This is a genomic window from Streptomyces sp. NPDC002076, assembly GCF_053593835.1.
Genome location: NZ_JBSFDI010000004.1, coordinates 104820 through 119994, shown reverse-complemented (window position 1 = coordinate 119994; position 15175 = coordinate 104820). Strand labels below are relative to the sequence as shown.

The following is a 15175-nucleotide window of genomic DNA, read 5'->3' as shown; positions in this document are numbered from 1 at the left end:
GACGGCACGGGTGCCGTATGTGCCCATCGTGCGGTATGGCACTGACAATCCGTTCTGACCTGGGGTTTTGCTTCGATCGTAGGTTCGGGCGTATTTTTGCACTGACCAGTCAGTTCAAAAATCACGAAGCCGCAGGGGGGCTTGTGGACGGCGTGCACGTCAAGGCGGAGGGCCTCGGGCTCAAGGGGCCGCGGGGGTGGGCCTTCCGGGGCGTCACCCTCGACGCGGAGCCCGGCTCACTGATCGCGATCGAGGGACCGTCCGGCTCCGGGCGCACCTGTCTGCTGCTCGCGCTCACGGGCCGGATGAAGCCCACCGAGGGCACGGCCACCGTCGGCGGGTTCCGGCTCCCCCGGCACATGGCCCGGCTGCGCCGGGTCAGCGCGGTGGCCAACGTGGCCGGGGTGACCGACCTGGAGCCGGCCCTGACCGTCGGCGAGCACCTGCGCGAACGGGCCCTGCTGCAGAGCCGCTTCGGCGACGCCCTGCGCGAACTGCTGCGCCCTCGCACCCAGCGCGTGCACGAGGCACGGCTGCGCGTCGACGCGGCCCTGGCCGCCGCCGGACTCGACCTGGAAGCGCTGCCCAAGGGCTCCCGGACGGCCGTGCGCGACCTGGAACGGCCGCAGGAGCTGCGCCTGTCCATCGCCCTGGCGCTGCTCGGCCGGCCGGGGCTGCTCGGCGTCGACGACCTCGACACCAAGCTCTCGGACGCCGAGCGCGGCGAACTGTGGGAGCTGCTGCGCTCGCTCACGCGCGCGGGGACGACGGTGGCGGTCGTCTGCCGCACGGCCCCCGGCGACTGCGTCGTCGTACCGACGGGGCCGCAGGACACCGGCGAGACGGCCGGCACGGGCGACGCGAAGAACGCCGGAGCCGAGTCCGGCACGGGAGACGAGACCGACGGCGAGAGCGCCGAGAAGAGCGACCCGAAGGAGGACGTCGATGCGCTCGCCTAGGCTCGCCGTGCTGGAACTCAGGCGCTTCGGGCGTGGTCGGCTGCCGCGTGCCGCCCTGGTCGCGCTGCTCGTGCTGCCGCTGCTCTACGGCGCCCTGTACCTGTGGTCCTTCTGGGACCCGTACGGCCGCCTCGACCGCATCCCGGTGGCCCTGGTGAACGACGACAAGGGCGCCACCGCGGGCGGGAAGAGGATCAGCGCCGGTGCCGACATCGTGGACGGGCTGCGCGACAGCCGTACCTTCGAGTGGCACGAGGTGAGCGACGAGGCGGCCCGCGAGGGCGTCGAGAACGGCACGTACTACCTGTCGCTGACCATGCCGGCCGACTTCAGCCGGCGGATCGCCTCCAGCTCGGGCAACTCCCCCGAGACCGGCGCCCTTCAGGTGCGCACCAACGACGCCAACAACTACATCGTCGGCCAGATCTCCCGGACCGTCTTCAACGAGGTCCGCTCGGCCGCCTCCGCCAAGGCCTCCCGCACCTTCCTGGACAAGATCTTCGTCTCGTTCTCCGGCATCCACGACAAGACCGTCACGGCCGCCGACGGCGCCGACCGGCTGAACTCCGGCATCGGGAAGGCGGAGAAGGGCTCCAAGGACCTCGCCGACGGGCTGAAGGACGCCAAGAGCGGCAGCGGCCAACTGGCCAAGGGCCTGACGAAGCTGAACACGGGCGCAGGCGACCTCCAGGACGGGTCCCGCCGGGTCGCCGACGGCACCCAGGCCCTCGCCGACAAGGTCGACGGCGTCTACGGCCAGGCCGCCCCCTACCTCAAGGACAACGAGAAGACCATCGGGGACACCGCCCGGCTGGTCGCCGACTCGGCCAGGACCGTCAAGGACAATCTCGACGTCCTGGTGAAGCTCGCCCCGGGCGCCGCGAAGGCCGCCCGCACGAACTCCGCCGTCCTGGACGAGATCTACCGGGCGCGCTGCGAGACCGCGGCCATTCCCGATCCGTACTGCCCCCAGCTGAAGCGCGCCAGGACGGCCGCCGCCGAGGTGGCCACCGTCGCCGACGACCTCAACACGCTGATCGCGGACCAGGACGGCGACCTGAAGACGATGCGGGACAACCTCGGCACCCTCCAGAAGCAGGCGGCGGCCCTCGAGGAGCGGGCACCGCACCTGTACGAGGACGTCGACGACGCCGTCCGGAAGATCGACAAGCTGAACGCCGGCGCTCAGAAGGTCGCCGACGGCGCCGAGAAGCTGCACGCCGGGCTCGGGACCGCACAGGCCGGCGCGACCACGCTGGACCAGGGCATCGGCACGGCCGCGTCGGGCGCCCAGACCCTGAACGGCGGCCTCTACAAGCTCTCCGACGGCTCCGGGAAGCTCGCCGGCGGACTGCACGACGGCGCCAGGAAGATCCCGGACTACGACAAGAAGGACCGCGACCGGCGCACCAGTGTGATGGCCGACCCGGTCCAGCTGGCCTCCCATGACCTGCACAAGGCGCCGAACTACGGCACCGGATTCGCCCCGTACTTCATCCCGCTGTCCCTGTGGGTGGGCGCGATGGTCGCCTACATGCTGATCGCGCCGCTCAACCGGCGTGCCCTGGCGGCCGGTTCGCCGGCCTGGCGGATCGCGCTCGCGGGCTGGCTGCCGGTGGTCGCCGTGGGTGTGCTCCAGGTGGCCGCGCTGATGGCCGTACTGCACTGGGCGATCGGTCTGCAGATGCTCCGCGCGGCCGGCACGATCGGCTTCCTGTGCCTGGTCACGGCCTGCTTCGCGGCGATCGTGCAGTGGCTGAACGCCCGCTTCGGCGCGGCCGGCCGGATCCTGGTGCTCGCGCTGCTGATGCTCCAGCTGACCTCGGCGGGCGGCACCTACCCCGTGCAGACCAGCCCGGGCTTCTTCACCGCGATCCACCCGTTCCTGCCGATGAGCTACATCGTGGAGGCGCTGCGCCGGCTGATCACCGGCGGCGGGCTGGGCCCGGTCTGGCAGGCGTGCGGAGTGCTGGCCGTCTTCACCGCGGGCGCGCTCGCGCTGACCGCCCTCGCGGCCCGGCGCCGCCAGGTGTGGACGCTCGACCGGCTGCACCCGGAACTGAGCCTGTGAACCGGGGCGAGGCCCCGCACGCGCGCGTACCTGTGAGAATCAGGGCCATGGAAAGCAGCAGCGCCAGGTCCGGCGGCAGCACGCGCCGCGAGGCCACCCGGCAGAAGCTCTACGAGGCGGCCGTCACGCTCATCGCCGAGCAGGGCTTCTCCGCGACCACGGTGGACGAGATCGCGGAGCGGGCCGGGGTCGCGAAGGGCACGGTCTACTACAACTTCGCGAGCAAGTCGGTCCTCTTCGAGGAGCTGCTGCGGCACGGGGTGGGCCTGCTCACCGCCTCTCTGCAGGAGGCGGCCGAGCAGACCGCGCGGGCGGGCGGCAGCAAGGTGGACGCGCTGGACGCGATGATCCGCGCGGGCCTGGCCTTCATCGACCGCTATCCGGCCTTCACCCAGTTGTACGTGGCCGAGCTGTGGCGCACCAACCGGGCCTGGCAGTCCACGCTGATGGTGGTCCGGCAGCAGGCCGTCGCGGTGGTGGAGAAGGTCTTGCGCGAGGGCGTGGCGGCCGGCGAGTTCAGCGACGAGATCGACGTACAGCTGACGGCGGCCGCGCTGGTCGGCATGGTCCTGGTGGCCGCGCTGGACTGGAAGTCCTTCCAGCCGGAGCGGTCCCTGGACGACGTCCACGCGGCCCTGTCCCGGCTCCTCCAGGGACGCGTGAGCGGAAAGGGCTGAGCACATGAGGAAGGCGCCGGTCCGCTGCCGGACCGGCGCCTCCCGTTCCCCCGTACTCCCCCTGTGGTCCCCCGTGGGCGGTCGTCCCCGGGTCCCCCGGCTCGCTTCCGCCGACGGATCGGCGGAAGGAGCGGCAGGGTGGCAGGCGCCGTTCCGCCGCCCCGTGTCGGCGGTGCCGGGCCGCGCCCCCTTGCCGTGTCTCCACTCTCCCGTCCGCACAGGTCGCGGCACATCCGCGCGCGTACTCATCTCGCGACCTGAGTACGGATACTCAGGCCTGCGCACGCGTGCCCACGCTTGCGGGCCGTGCCCGGCGAGCGCCCCGGCCTCCCGCGGGCCGGATTGTCAGTGGCGGTCGATAAAGTCGCAGGCATGGCACGGATTGCGGTGATCGGCGCCGGGATGGGCGCGATGGCGGCCGCCGCCCGGCTGGCCGTCGCGGGCCACCGGGTGGTGGTGTACGAGCGCACGGACACGTATGGCGGTGCGGTGCGCCGCTTCGAGCGGGACGGGTTCGGCTTCGACACCGGCCCGGGCCTGCTGACGCTGCCCGCTGTGTACCGCGATCTGTTCGTCAAGACCGGCAAGGAGCCCCTGGAGGACTGCGTCGACCTGGTCCAGGTCGATCCGTCCGCACGGCACCTCTTCGCGGACGGCACCGGGGTGTCGCTGCCGAACGCCTCGCGCGCGGGCGTGGTCGCGGCACTGGACGAGGCGCTGGGCGGGGGCGCGGGCGAGCGCTGGGGCGAGTTCCTGGTGCGGGCCCGGGAGGCCTGGGACCGCACCCGCAGGCCGCTGCTGGAGGAGCCGCTGTGGCCCAACTGGCGGGTGCTGGCCGACCAGGAGCCGTATCCGGCCGTCCCGCACAAGCGGCTGCTGCGCACGCGGCGGGCCGGCACGCTCTCCGAGATCGGCACCTGGGAGCTGCGCGACGAGCGCCTCGCGGCCCTGCTGGCGAGTTCCGTGCTCGCCCACGGCCTCGATCCGCGGACCACTCCGGCGAGCGCGGCCGTCCTGCCCTACATGGAGCACGCCTTCGGCACCTGGTATGTGCGCGGCGGCATCCGGGAGTTGGCGCGCGCGGTGTACGAGCGGTGTGTGAAGCGGCGGGTGGAGTTCGCCTTCGACGCGGAGGTCCTGCGCATCCTGGTCAAGGACGGCCGGGCCGCGGGCGTGGAATTGAGAGACGGCACGGTGGCCGAGGCGGATCATGTAGTGGCCGACGTGGACCCGGCGTGGCTGAAGGCGCTGACGGACCGTCCGCTGGACGAGTCCGGGGATGTGCGGGCCGATCCGTTCACGACCTGTCCGGGGCGGTTCGCCGTGCTGCTGGCCCTGCGCGGCGGGGGCGAGGCCGGTGCCGCACATCGCACGGTCGTCCATGCGCCGGACCCGGAGTCCGAGCTGGACTTCCTGGCCGCGGCGGACGGGGATCAGCCGCCGGCGCCCACGGTGACCGTGCTGCGCCCGGACGACCCCGCGCTCAGACCGGACGACGGTCACGAGTCCGTGGTGCTGTCCGCGGTGGTGCCGAGCGCCGCCGACTGGGACGAGGAGGGCACGGTCCGCCAGTACAGGGAGCATCTCCTCGAAGCCGCCGAGGCCGTGATACCGGGCCTGCGGGACCGGGTCCTGTGGCAGGAGGTGCGCACACCCGACCACACCGACGACGAGACGGGCGCCTTCCTCGGCGCGGTGCCGGCCCCCGCACTGGCCGCCGGCCAGGGGCGTTTCCTGCACCCGTCGAACACCACGCGGCTGCCCGGTCTGTACCGGGTCGGCGGCTGGTCACACCCCGGCGGCGGCCTGCCGCACGCGGGCATGTCGGGCGCGCTGGTGGCAGGGCTGATCGTGGAGGGCCCGGAGTTCCGCGGCTCCCAGTGAGCCGGGGTGGCCGGGCCTCGGAAGCGGAACGGCCTCAGAAACGGTACTGCTCGTCGTACCCGGCACCGGGCTGCTGGGCATACCCGTGCCCCTGGTTCTCGTACGGGTACGGCTGCTCCTGCGGGAGCTCGCCGCCGTAGGTCTCGTCGGTGCGCTGCTGCGGCACCCACACCCCGCCCGCCGGGGTCTCGCCGTAGCCGCCGCCGTACGGGGCCTGGGCGTAGCCCTGCTGGTCGTACTGCCCGGAGTAGCCGGTGTCGTACGAGGCGCCGCCGTAGGACTGGCTGCCGATGTACGGGTCGGAGTAGTTGGCGTAGCCCTGCTGGCCGCTGGTGTCGTAGCCGTACCCCTGCTGGCCGTAGCCGGAGTAGTCGTAGGCGTAGTTCTGCTGCTCGGTGGCCTGGGGCTGGGCGGCGCCCGCGTAGGCGGTGTCGCCGTAGACGCCGTAGGAGCCGGTGTCCTCGGGCAGCGGCTGGGGTTCGTAGACGGCGGTGCTCTCGGCCGCGGTGCGCTCGGTGGCCTGCGCCCCGGCCGGGGCGAAGACGTCGTCGCGGTCGTGGTCGTCGTAGTCGCCGTACCCCTGGCCGTAGCCGGCCTCGTCGGCGTCCCGGCCGTCCTCCGGGCCGAGGTACTGCTCCTGGTCGGGGCCGTCCAGCGGGTCGTGCCGGTCGGCCCTGCCGCGGCGGCGCTTGCTGCCGCCTTCGGCCTCGGCCCCGGGCTCGGGGCGCTTGACCGCCCAGCCGGCGGCGAAGCCGCGGCGGAACGACAACGTGACATAGGTCTGGCCGACCGCGAAGGCGATGGCACCGATGCCGATCACGATCACGGACGGCATCAGCACGCCGAACACGACGCCGAGGAAGCCGGCGAACGCGAGCAGCCGCCAGCGCAGGCGCGCCTTGTACTGCAGCAGCACCTCGCCCAGCAACCACAGTGCGACGATGCCGAACGCGATGTAGAGGACCGTCCAGCCCATGTACGCCCCTCTCCCAGTAACCGCTACGCAGTGTGTCGTATCACGGTGCGGCCGGTCTAGGCCTGCGGGGGGTGGTGCAGGCCCAGGTTCTCGTAGATTTCCAGGGTCGCCGTGGAGTTGTTCAGCGTGATGAAGTGCAGTCCGGGCACTCCCTCGGCGAGCAGCCGAGCGCAGAATTCCGTGGCGAAGTCGATACCGATGGAGCGTACCGCCGCCGGATCGTCCTGCGCTGTGAGGATCCGCTCTTTCAGGGCGTCCGGGAACAGGGCGGTGCTGAGCTTGGGCACCCGTTGCAGCATCTTCACGCTGGTGACCGGCAGGATCTCGGGAATGATGGGGGTCTCGCAGCCCGCGGCCACCACGCGGTCGCGCAGCCGCAGATACGACTCCGGGTGGAAGAACATCTGTGTGATGGCGTAGTCCGCACCCGCACGGCACTTGTCCACGAAGTGGGCGACGTCGGTGTCCCAGTCCGCGGAACGGGGGTGCATCTCCGGGAAGGCGGCGACTCCCACACAGAAGTCGCCCGACTCCTTGATGAGCCGGACGAGTTCGGCCGCGTACGTCAGTCCCCGGGGGTGCGGCACCCACTCGCCCATCGGGTCGCCGGGCGGGTCGCCCCGCACGGCGAGCATGTTGCGGATCCCGGCGTCCGCATACTGGCCGATGATGTTCCGCAGTTCGGCGATCGAGTGGTCGACCGCGGTGAGGTGGGCGACGGGCGTGAGCGTCGTGTCCACGACGATCTGCTGCGTCTCCCGGACCGTGGTCGTGCGGGTGGTACCGCCGGCGCCGTAGGTGACGGAGACGAAGTCGGGGGCGACGGCCTCGACCCTTCTGAGCGCGTTCCACAGGTTCCGCTCGCCCTGGGGGGTCTTCGGCGCGTAGAACTCGAACGAGTACGTCGCCTTGCCGGAGGCGAGCATGTCGCGCACGGTGCGTGCGCGATCAGTCCTGGTGGAGGGGGTTCCGAGGGCCATACCGGCAGGTTAGCCAGGGGCGAGCGGTCCCCCAACCGGAGCACGGAGATTTGCCCGAAATGTCGCCTTCCTGTCCACCCCTTGGACAGAACCTGGACAGAGGAGCCGGCGGCCAGGCCGCTAGCCCTGCCGCAGCCTCTTCGCGAACTCGGCCGCGGCCGCTCCCGGGTCGTCGGCCTCGGTGATCGCGCGGACCACGACCACCCGGCGGGCACCCGCGTCCAGCACCTGGTCGACATTGCCGAGGTCGATGCCGCCGATCGCGAACCAGGGGCGGTCGGTGCCCAGGCCGGCCGTGTACCGGACCAGATCGAGGCCGGGGGCGTGGCGGCCGGGCTTGGTGGGGGTGGGCCAGCAGGGCCCGGTGCAGAAGTAGTCCACGCTCTCCTGCACGGCGGCCGCGGCGGCCTCGGACTCGGCGTGCGTGGAGCGGCCGATCAGGACCTCGTCGCCGAGGATGGCGCGGGCCGCGGGGACCGGCAGGTCGCCCTGGCCGAGGTGCAGCACATCGGCGCGGGCGGCGTGGGCGACGTCCGCGCGGTCGTTCACCGCGAGAAGTTTGCCGTGCCGGGCGCAGGCGTCCGCGAAGACCTCCAGGTGCGCCAGCTCCTCGGCGGCCTCCATGCCCTTGTCGCGCAGCTGCACGACGTCGACACCGCCGGCCAGGACCGCGTCCAGGAACTCGGGAAGGTCGCCCTGGCGCGTGCGCGCGTCCGTGCACAGGTACAGGCGGGCGTCCGTGAGCGCGGCGCGTGCGGTGTCGGACATACGTGGGTCCCCCCTGGTCGGTGTCCCTGGCGGCTTCGGCGGGTGGTGTGCGGGCCACGACGGCCCCGCACACCACCCCTCATGTGCGATTCGGCTCAGACGGCGAGCGCCTGGGCGCGGCGCTTCACCTCCGTGCCGCGATTCTCGCTCAGAGCCTGCGCGGGGGTGCCGGGCAGGGTCGGGTCGGGGGTGAAGAGCCACTCGATCATCTCTTCGACCGTGAAGCCGTCGTCCCGCAGGAGCGTCAGGGTGCCGGCCAGGCCCTTGACGACCTTGTCCCCGTCGATGAAGGCGGCGGGGACGTGCAGTGCGCGGTTCTCACCCCGGCGTACGGCGATGAGCTGGCCCTCCTTGACCAGCTGCCGCACACGCGTCACCTCGACCCCGAGCTGTTCGGCGATGTCGGGGAGGGTGAGCCAGGCGGGGACGAGAGCATCGATCTTTGCGTCAATCTCGGTCACAGGACAAGCGTAGGCGCTCCGCCGCTTCGGCCGCGATGTGGTCGGTGCCGGGTTGTGTCGTCCGTCGGGTGCGGGTTCGTCGTGGTTGCTCGCGCCCACGCGGCGGTAGCCGCATATCAGAGACAGCCCCGCGCCCCTTACGGGCGCCGCCCGGAGCCCCCTGGCTAGTCGACCGCGGCGTCCTTCAGGGGCTTTCCAGGGTCTGCCACGGCCTTGGGGTCCATGGCGCGGCCCGCCTCGATCAGCCGCCGGCCCTGCGCCAGATCACGCGGACGGCCCACCGCCAGCAGGGCCATCAGCCGGTTCTCGTGGAGCCAGCACACCGTCCAGGCCGGGCTGGACGGGTCGCCGCGCCAGACCATGCGGTCGGCGGCGGCGTGGTGACCGGCGTACTGCACGAAGCGGCCGAACTGCTCGGACCAGAAGTACGGCACCGGGTCGTAGACCGCCGGGGTCTCGCCGAGGATGTTCGCGGCCACCGTGCGCGGGCCCTGGAGGGCGTTGTCCCAGTGGTGGACGAGCAGCCGTTCGCCGTAGCGGGCGGAGGGGAAGGAGGCGCAGTCGCCCACGGCGTACACGTCCTCCACGGAGGTGCGCAGACGGTCGTCGGCGAGGACGTCCCCGTGCGGGCCCAGCTCGACGCCGGAGCCGGCCAGCCAGGCCGTGGCGGGGCGGGCGCCGATGCCGACGACGGCGGCCCCCGCGGGCAGCCGGGTACCGTCGGCGAGCACCACCGCGCCGGGCTCGATGCGCTCCACGCGCGCGTGGGTGCGCAGTTCCACACCCGCGTCGGCGTACCAGCCGGTCATGGGGGCCGCGACCTCGGGGGGCAGGGCGCCGGCGAGCGGACGGTCGGCGGCCTCCACGACGGTCACCGCGCAGCCGGCCTCGCGGGCGGCCGTGGCGAACTCGGCGCCGATCCAGCCGGCGCCGACGACCACGATGTCGTGCTGCCGGGCGAGCACCGGCTTCAGCCGTTCGGCGTCGTCCAGGGTGCGCAGCAGATGCACCCCGGGCACCCCCTCGGTGCCGGGCAGGGTGATCGGCTCGGCGCCGGTGGCGAGGACCAGGACGTCGTACGGCACCGGGCCCGCCTCGGTGTCCAGCCCGTGTTCGGCGGGGCGCAGGCCCAGCACCTCGCAGCCGAGCCGCAGCTCGACGCCGAGGGACTCGAAGTCCACGTCGAAGGCGGAGTCCTCGGCCTTGCCGAGCAGCACGGCCTTCGACAGGGGCGGCCGGTCGTACGGCTGGTGCGGCTCCGCGCCGATCACGGTGACGGGGCCCTTGAAGCCCAGTTCCCGCAGCGCGACCGCGGTCTGCACCCCGGCCATGCCCGCACCGACGACGACCACGCGCCGCCCCGCTGACGTGCCCCCTTGCGCTGTCTGCTCGCTCACCCGATCACCATAGACACGTGACAACGCGTCAGTCAGCGGGCGTGCCCGGTGACCTGCTCCACAACGCTCGTACCGGCCCCCGCCTGGGACTCCCACTCCCAGGTCTCCTCCAGCCGCACCCGCCCGTCCGGCAGCTCCACGACCGTGGAGACACAGTGCCCCGAGGAGGTAGTCCCGTCGGTCTTCAGCTGGACGTAGCGGAAGTCCAGCCGGTCACCCTCCCGGGTGCCGACCAGATGACCGCGTACGACATCGCCGCCCGTGTACTCGGCCCAGATCTCGCCGTCCTTCTCGTGGTACGCGAACCGGGTGCGGGTACCCACCTGACCTGGGGCTTGGTCCGCCACGGGGGCGAGGATCAGTCCGTCGAGCGACCGGGCCATCGGCGGGGGCTCCCTTACGGGTGACGAGGGGGGCGGGCTAGGGTGGCCACCGTACAAGCACTCGCGGGAGCCCGGACGCACCGGGCTGAGAGGGAGGCTGGCGGCCTCCGACCGTACGAACCTGATCCGGGTCATGCCGGCGAAGGGAGGGGCTGGACGCCCATGTCGTCACGTACGTCCGATACGTCCGACGTCCTCGTCCTGGGGGGCGGAATCATCGGCCTGGTCACGGCCTGGCGCGCGGCGCAGCGCGGGCTGGCGACGGCCGTGGTGGACCCCGAGCCCGGTGGCGGGGCCGCGCGGGTCGCGGCCGGGATGCTGGCCGCGGTCACCGAACTCCACTACGGCGAGGAGAAACTGCTCGCCCTGAACCTGGAATCGGCCCGCCGCTACCCGGACTTCGCGGCCGAGCTGACCGAGCTGACCGGCCACGACCTCGGCTACCGCCGCTGCGGCACCCTCGCGGTCGCGCTCGACGCCGACGACCGCGCCCATCTGCGTGAACTGCACGCCCTGCAGCAGCGCTCCGGACTGGACTCGGAGTGGCTGTCCGGGCGGGAGTGCCGGCGCCTGGAGCCGATGCTGGCGCCCGGGGTGCGCGGCGGGCTGCGGGTCGACGGCGACCACCAGATCGACCCGCGGCGGCTTGCGGCGGCGCTGGTGGCCGCGTGCGAGCGGGCCGGCGTGGTGTTCCACCGCGCGTGGGCCGAGCGGCTGGACGTCGTACGGGACCGGGCCGCCGGGGTCACGCTCGCGGACGGCACCGAGTTGCGCGCCGGGCAGGTGGTGCTCGCGGCAGGCAGCATGAGCGGGCGGCTCGCGGGCGTGCCGGAGGCGCTGCTGCCGCCGGTGCGGCCGGTGAAGGGGCAGGTGCTGCGGCTGACGGTGCCGCGCCGGTACGCGCCGTTCCTCAGCCGTACCGTACGGGCCGTGGTCCGCGGCAGCCATGTCTATCTGGTGCCCCGTGAGAACGGCGAACTGGTCGTCGGCGCGACCAGCGAGGAGCTGGGCTGGGACACGACCGTCACCGCGGGCGGGGTGTACGAGCTGCTGCGCGACGCCCATGAGCTGGTGCCGGGCATCACCGAACTGCCGCTCACCGAGACCCGGGCCGGGCTGCGCCCCGGCTCCCCCGACAACGCGCCGCTGCTTGGCCCGTCCGGGCTGGAAGGGCTGCTGCTGGCCACCGGGCACTACCGCAACGGGGTGCTGCTCACGCCGGTCACCGGGGATGTGCTGGCCGATGTGCTGGCGAGCGGCCGGCTCCCGGAAGAAGCCCGTCCCTTCACACCGCAGCGCTTCGGCGCCGCCGTTCTCATGGAGCAGCCCGCATGAGCATCTCCCTCACCGTTTCCATCTCTGTCAACGGAGAGCGGCGGGAGATCGCTCCGGGCACCGCTCTCGACGCCGTCGTACGGTCGCTGGCGCCGTCGCCCGCCGGGGTGGCCGCCGCCGTCAACGAGACCGTCGTCCCGCGCGCGCAGTGGGCGACCACGGCGCTGGCCGAGGGCGACCGGGTCGAAGTCCTCACCGCGGTCCAGGGAGGCTGAGCCATGGCCGACGATCCCTTGGTCCTCGGGGGTACGACCTTCTCGTCGCGGCTGATCATGGGTACCGGCGGTGCGCCCAGCCTGGAGGTGCTGGAGCGGGCGCTGGTCGCCTCGGGTACGGAGCTGACGACGGTCGCGATGCGGCGGGTGGACCCTTCCGTGCACGGTTCGGTGCTGTCGGTGCTGGAGAGGCTCGGCATCCGGGTGCTGCCGAACACGGCGGGCTGTTTCACGGCGGGCGAGGCCGTGCTGACCGCGCGGCTGGCGCGGGAGGCGCTGGGCACGGACCTGATCAAGCTGGAGGTCATCGCCGACGAGCGGACCCTGCTGCCGGATCCGGTGGAGCTGCTGGAGGCGGCGGAGACGCTGGTCGACGACGGGTTCACGGTGCTGCCGTACACCAATGACGATCCCGTGCTGGCGCGGAAGCTGGAGGACGTGGGCTGTGCCGCCGTCATGCCGCTGGGGTCGCCGATCGGGTCCGGGCTCGGGATCCGCAACCCCCACAACTTCCAGCTGATCGTCGAGCACGCGCGTGTGCCGGTGATTCTGGATGCGGGGGCCGGTACGGCGTCCGATGCCGCGCTGGCCATGGAGCTGGGGTGTGCGGGGGTGATGCTCGCCTCCGCCGTGACGCGGGCGCAGGAGCCGGAGCTCATGGCGGCGGCGATGCGGCATGCCGTGGAGGGGGGTCGGCTGGCTCGGCTGGCGGGGCGGATTCCGCGCCGGCACTTCGCGGAGGCGTCGTCTCCGGCGGAGGGCTTGGCCGTGCTGGATCCCGAGCGTCCTGCGTTCTGACCCTGTGCCGCACCCGCCCACTGCTCTCCCACCCGCGCACCGCCAGTTACCGCCTGCTGGAAGGCTGGACTTCCCCGTGGGGCGTCCCCGCCGTCGGCGACCGCGGGTGCGTGGGTGGTGTGGGAAGCGTTACAGGTCAGCTTCAGTGCCTGGGGAAAACGGTCTCGGCGGGGGAACTGTCGGTCACCCCTCGTAGACTCCCCTGCGTGGATACGACCCTTCAGGACCCCCTCGTCGGGCAGGTGCTCGACGGCCGTTATCGCGTCGACGCGCGGATCGCGGTCGGCGGGATGGCCACGGTCTACCGGGCCCTGGACACCCGTCTGGACCGAGTGCTCGCGCTGAAGGTGATGCACCCGACGCTCGCGGCCGACGGATCCTTCGTGGAGCGGTTCATCCGGGAGGCGAAGTCCGTCGCCCGGCTGGCGCACCCGAACGTGGTGCAGGTCTTCGACCAGGGGACCGACGGGTCGTACGTGTACCTGGCGATGGAGTACGTCGCCGGGTGCACCCTGCGGGACGTGCTGCGCGAGCGCGGGGCGCTGCAGCCCCGCGCGGCCCTGGACATCCTCGAACCCGTCCTCGCCGCGCTCGGCGCCGCGCACCGGGCCGGGTTCGTGCACCGGGACATGAAGCCCGAGAACGTGCTGATAGGCGACGACGGTCGGGTCAAGGTCGCCGACTTCGGGCTCGTGCGCTCCGTGGACACCCAGACCAGCACGACCGGAGCCGTCCTCGGGACCGTGTCGTATCTCGCGCCCGAGCAGATCGAGCAGGGCACCGCCGATCCGCGCGTCGACGTCTACGCGTGCGGTGTCGTCCTCTACGAGATGCTGACCGGCGGCAAGCCGCACTCCGGGGACTCCCCCGCCCAGGTCCTCTACAAGCACATCCACGAGGATGTGCCGCCGCCCTCGGCGCTGGTGCCCGGGCTGTCGTTCGAGCTGGACGAGGTGGTCGCCTCGGCGACCGCGCGCACCCCGGACATCCGGCCGCACGACGCCGTGGCGCTGCTCGCCCAGGTGCGCGAGGCGCGCCAGGCACTGAGCGACGAGCAGCTGGACGCGGTGCCGCCGCAGGCGCTGTCCGCGGTGCACGACAACGCCGGCGACCGTACGAGCGTGATACCGCGCTCCCTGACGTCCCCCACGCTCGGCTTCGCTCGCCCGGGGGGACCCCCATCTCGGCCGCTGCCCGTCAACGAGGAGGAGCCGGCCGGGGGTGGCGTCCAGCACACCAGCCGGCTGCAGGCGCCGCCGCTGCCGCCGCGCCGGTCGCGGCGCCTGGTGCTGACGATCGTCGCCGCCGTGCTGGTGGTGTTCGGCGTGGGCGCCGGGGTCTGGTACATAAACTCCGGCCAGTTCACGAAGGTCCCGCCGCTGCTCGCGAAGACCGAGGCACAGGCCCGGGACCGGCTGAGGTCGGCCGGCCTGGAGGTCGGGCAGGTCAAGCGCGAGTACAACGACGCGGTCCAGCGGGGCACGGTCATCGGCACCGATCCCGCGCCCGGCGCCCGGATCCGTGACCACGACTCGGTGACACTGACCATCTCGCTGGGCCCGGCGACGGTGAACGTGCCGGATGTCGCGGGCCGTCCCCTGGCCGAGGCGCGGGCGCGGCTGAAGGCGGACGGGCTGGAACCGGGCATGGTCACCCGGGAGTTCAGCGAGGACGTCGCCAAGGGCTCGGTGATCGCGACGACTCCGCAGGCCGGCACCAAGCGGCACGCCGGGTCGGCGATCGCGCTGACCGTCAGCAAGGGCCGCCCGATCGACGTGCCGGACGTCACCGGTGACGATCCGGCCGACGCCAGACAGCAGCTGACGGACGCCGGGCTGAAGGTGCGGATCGCGCCCCAGCAGGTCAACTCCGAGTACGACAAGGGCAAGGTGGCCCAGCAGAGCCCGGGCGACGGCAGCCAGGCCGCCGAGGGCGACACGGTGACGCTGACGCTGTCCAAGGGACCGGAGATGGTCGAGGTGCCGGACGTGGTCGGCGACAGCGTCGACGACGCCCACAAGGCGCTGGAGGGCGCCGGGTTCAAGGTGAACGAGGACCGCGGCCTGCTCGGGCTGTTCGGCGACACCGTGAAGAAGCAGTCGGTGCAGGGCGGCGACAAGGCGCCCAAGGGCGCAACCATCACGATCACCATCCGCTGACCAGGACGCTTGCGGGCCCGTCGGCAACAGTGCCAACTGGCCGCCGTCGATGGGCCTCTTGGGGTGGAACCGGTGGCGGAGCTGGCCGCAACCGATGTCTGGCAGCTGAGCA

General features: G+C 72.5%; 14 protein-coding genes and 1 riboswitch. Of the genes, 8 read left to right on the top strand and 6 right to left on the bottom strand.

All coding sequences use genetic code 11. The annotated features are described in order from the left end of the window. Positions 1 to 143: 143 nt before the first annotated feature. The 4 genes from ACWCQS_RS10235 to ACWCQS_RS10220 all read left to right on the top strand — a co-directional run bounded on the left by ACWCQS_RS10235 (position 144) and on the right by ACWCQS_RS10220 (position 5591). Complete coding sequence (locus ACWCQS_RS10235; RefSeq protein WP_451004022.1) at positions 144 to 959, top strand: ATP-binding cassette domain-containing protein; 816 nt, start codon at positions 144 to 146, stop codon at positions 957 to 959. Continuing rightward, a complete protein-coding gene (locus ACWCQS_RS10230; protein WP_451004021.1) occupies positions 946 to 3030 on the top strand; it encodes a YhgE/Pip family protein in 2085 nt (694 codons plus the stop codon). Before ACWCQS_RS10235 ends, ACWCQS_RS10230 begins: the two co-directional genes overlap by 14 nt. A 47-nt stretch (positions 3031 to 3077) precedes the next feature. Further along, complete coding sequence (locus ACWCQS_RS10225; protein WP_451004020.1) at positions 3078 to 3707, top strand: TetR/AcrR family transcriptional regulator; 630 nt, start codon at positions 3078 to 3080, stop codon at positions 3705 to 3707. Positions 3708 to 4079: 372 nt separating this feature from the next. After that, positions 4080 to 5591: a phytoene desaturase family protein gene (locus tag ACWCQS_RS10220; protein ID WP_451004019.1), complete on the top strand. Its 1512-nt coding sequence runs from the start codon at positions 4080 to 4082 to the stop codon at positions 5589 to 5591. Positions 5592 to 5625: 34 nt separating this feature from the next. Here the strand turns inward: ACWCQS_RS10220 and ACWCQS_RS10215 are convergent, their stop codons facing one another. The 6 genes from ACWCQS_RS10215 to ACWCQS_RS10190 form a co-directional block, all read right to left on the bottom strand. After that, on the bottom strand, positions 5626 to 6567 hold the full coding sequence (locus ACWCQS_RS10215) for an SCO2102 family sporulation regulator (protein WP_451004018.1): 942 nt from the start codon (positions 6565 to 6567) through the stop codon (positions 5626 to 5628). A gap of 56 nt (positions 6568 to 6623) precedes the next feature. Continuing rightward, positions 6624 to 7547, bottom strand: coding sequence for a methylenetetrahydrofolate reductase [NAD(P)H] (gene metF, locus ACWCQS_RS10210; protein WP_451004017.1), 924 nt, complete (start codon positions 7545 to 7547; stop codon positions 6624 to 6626). Between the two features lie 120 nt (positions 7548 to 7667). Then, entirely contained in the window at positions 7668 to 8315 is a 648-nt protein-coding gene (gene thiE, locus ACWCQS_RS10205) for a thiamine phosphate synthase (protein WP_451004016.1), read from the bottom strand. A gap of 95 nt (positions 8316 to 8410) precedes the next feature. Next, complete coding sequence (locus ACWCQS_RS10200; RefSeq protein ID WP_100830440.1) at positions 8411 to 8776, bottom strand: Rv2175c family DNA-binding protein; 366 nt, start codon at positions 8774 to 8776, stop codon at positions 8411 to 8413. Between the two features lie 164 nt (positions 8777 to 8940). Next, complete coding sequence (locus ACWCQS_RS10195) at positions 8941 to 10173, bottom strand: NAD(P)/FAD-dependent oxidoreductase (RefSeq protein ID WP_451004015.1); 1233 nt, start codon at positions 10171 to 10173, stop codon at positions 8941 to 8943. 32 nt (positions 10174 to 10205) lie between these two features. Continuing rightward, positions 10206 to 10556 carry a hypothetical protein gene (locus tag ACWCQS_RS10190; RefSeq protein ID WP_451004014.1) on the bottom strand — a complete coding sequence of 117 codons (351 nt, stop codon included), beginning with the start codon at positions 10554 to 10556 and terminating at the stop codon, positions 10206 to 10208. Between the two features lie 53 nt (positions 10557 to 10609). Then, positions 10610 to 10721: riboswitch (TPP riboswitch) on the top strand. On the opposite strand from ACWCQS_RS10190, the gene thiO reads away from it, so the two are divergent. The 4 genes from thiO to pknB all read left to right on the top strand — a co-directional run bounded on the left by thiO (position 10719) and on the right by pknB (position 15063). Further along, complete coding sequence (gene thiO, locus ACWCQS_RS10185; protein WP_451004013.1) at positions 10719 to 11891, top strand: glycine oxidase ThiO; 1173 nt, start codon at positions 10719 to 10721, stop codon at positions 11889 to 11891. (Overlaps the previous riboswitch by 3 nt.) Further along, complete coding sequence (thiS, locus tag ACWCQS_RS10180) at positions 11888 to 12106, top strand: sulfur carrier protein ThiS (RefSeq protein ID WP_451004012.1); 219 nt, start codon at positions 11888 to 11890, stop codon at positions 12104 to 12106. Before thiO ends, thiS begins: the two co-directional genes overlap by 4 nt. Before the next feature lie 3 nt (positions 12107 to 12109). Next, the gene (locus ACWCQS_RS10175; RefSeq protein ID WP_399176193.1) at positions 12110 to 12904 is read left to right on the top strand and encodes a thiazole synthase; all 795 of its coding nucleotides are present in this window, start codon (positions 12110 to 12112) and stop codon (positions 12902 to 12904) included. Positions 12905 to 13110: 206 nt separating this feature from the next. Further along, positions 13111 to 15063, top strand: a complete 1953-nt coding sequence (gene pknB / locus ACWCQS_RS10170; protein ID WP_451004011.1) for a Stk1 family PASTA domain-containing Ser/Thr kinase — start codon at positions 13111 to 13113, stop codon at positions 15061 to 15063. The last annotated feature ends 112 nt before the right edge of the window (positions 15064 to 15175 follow it).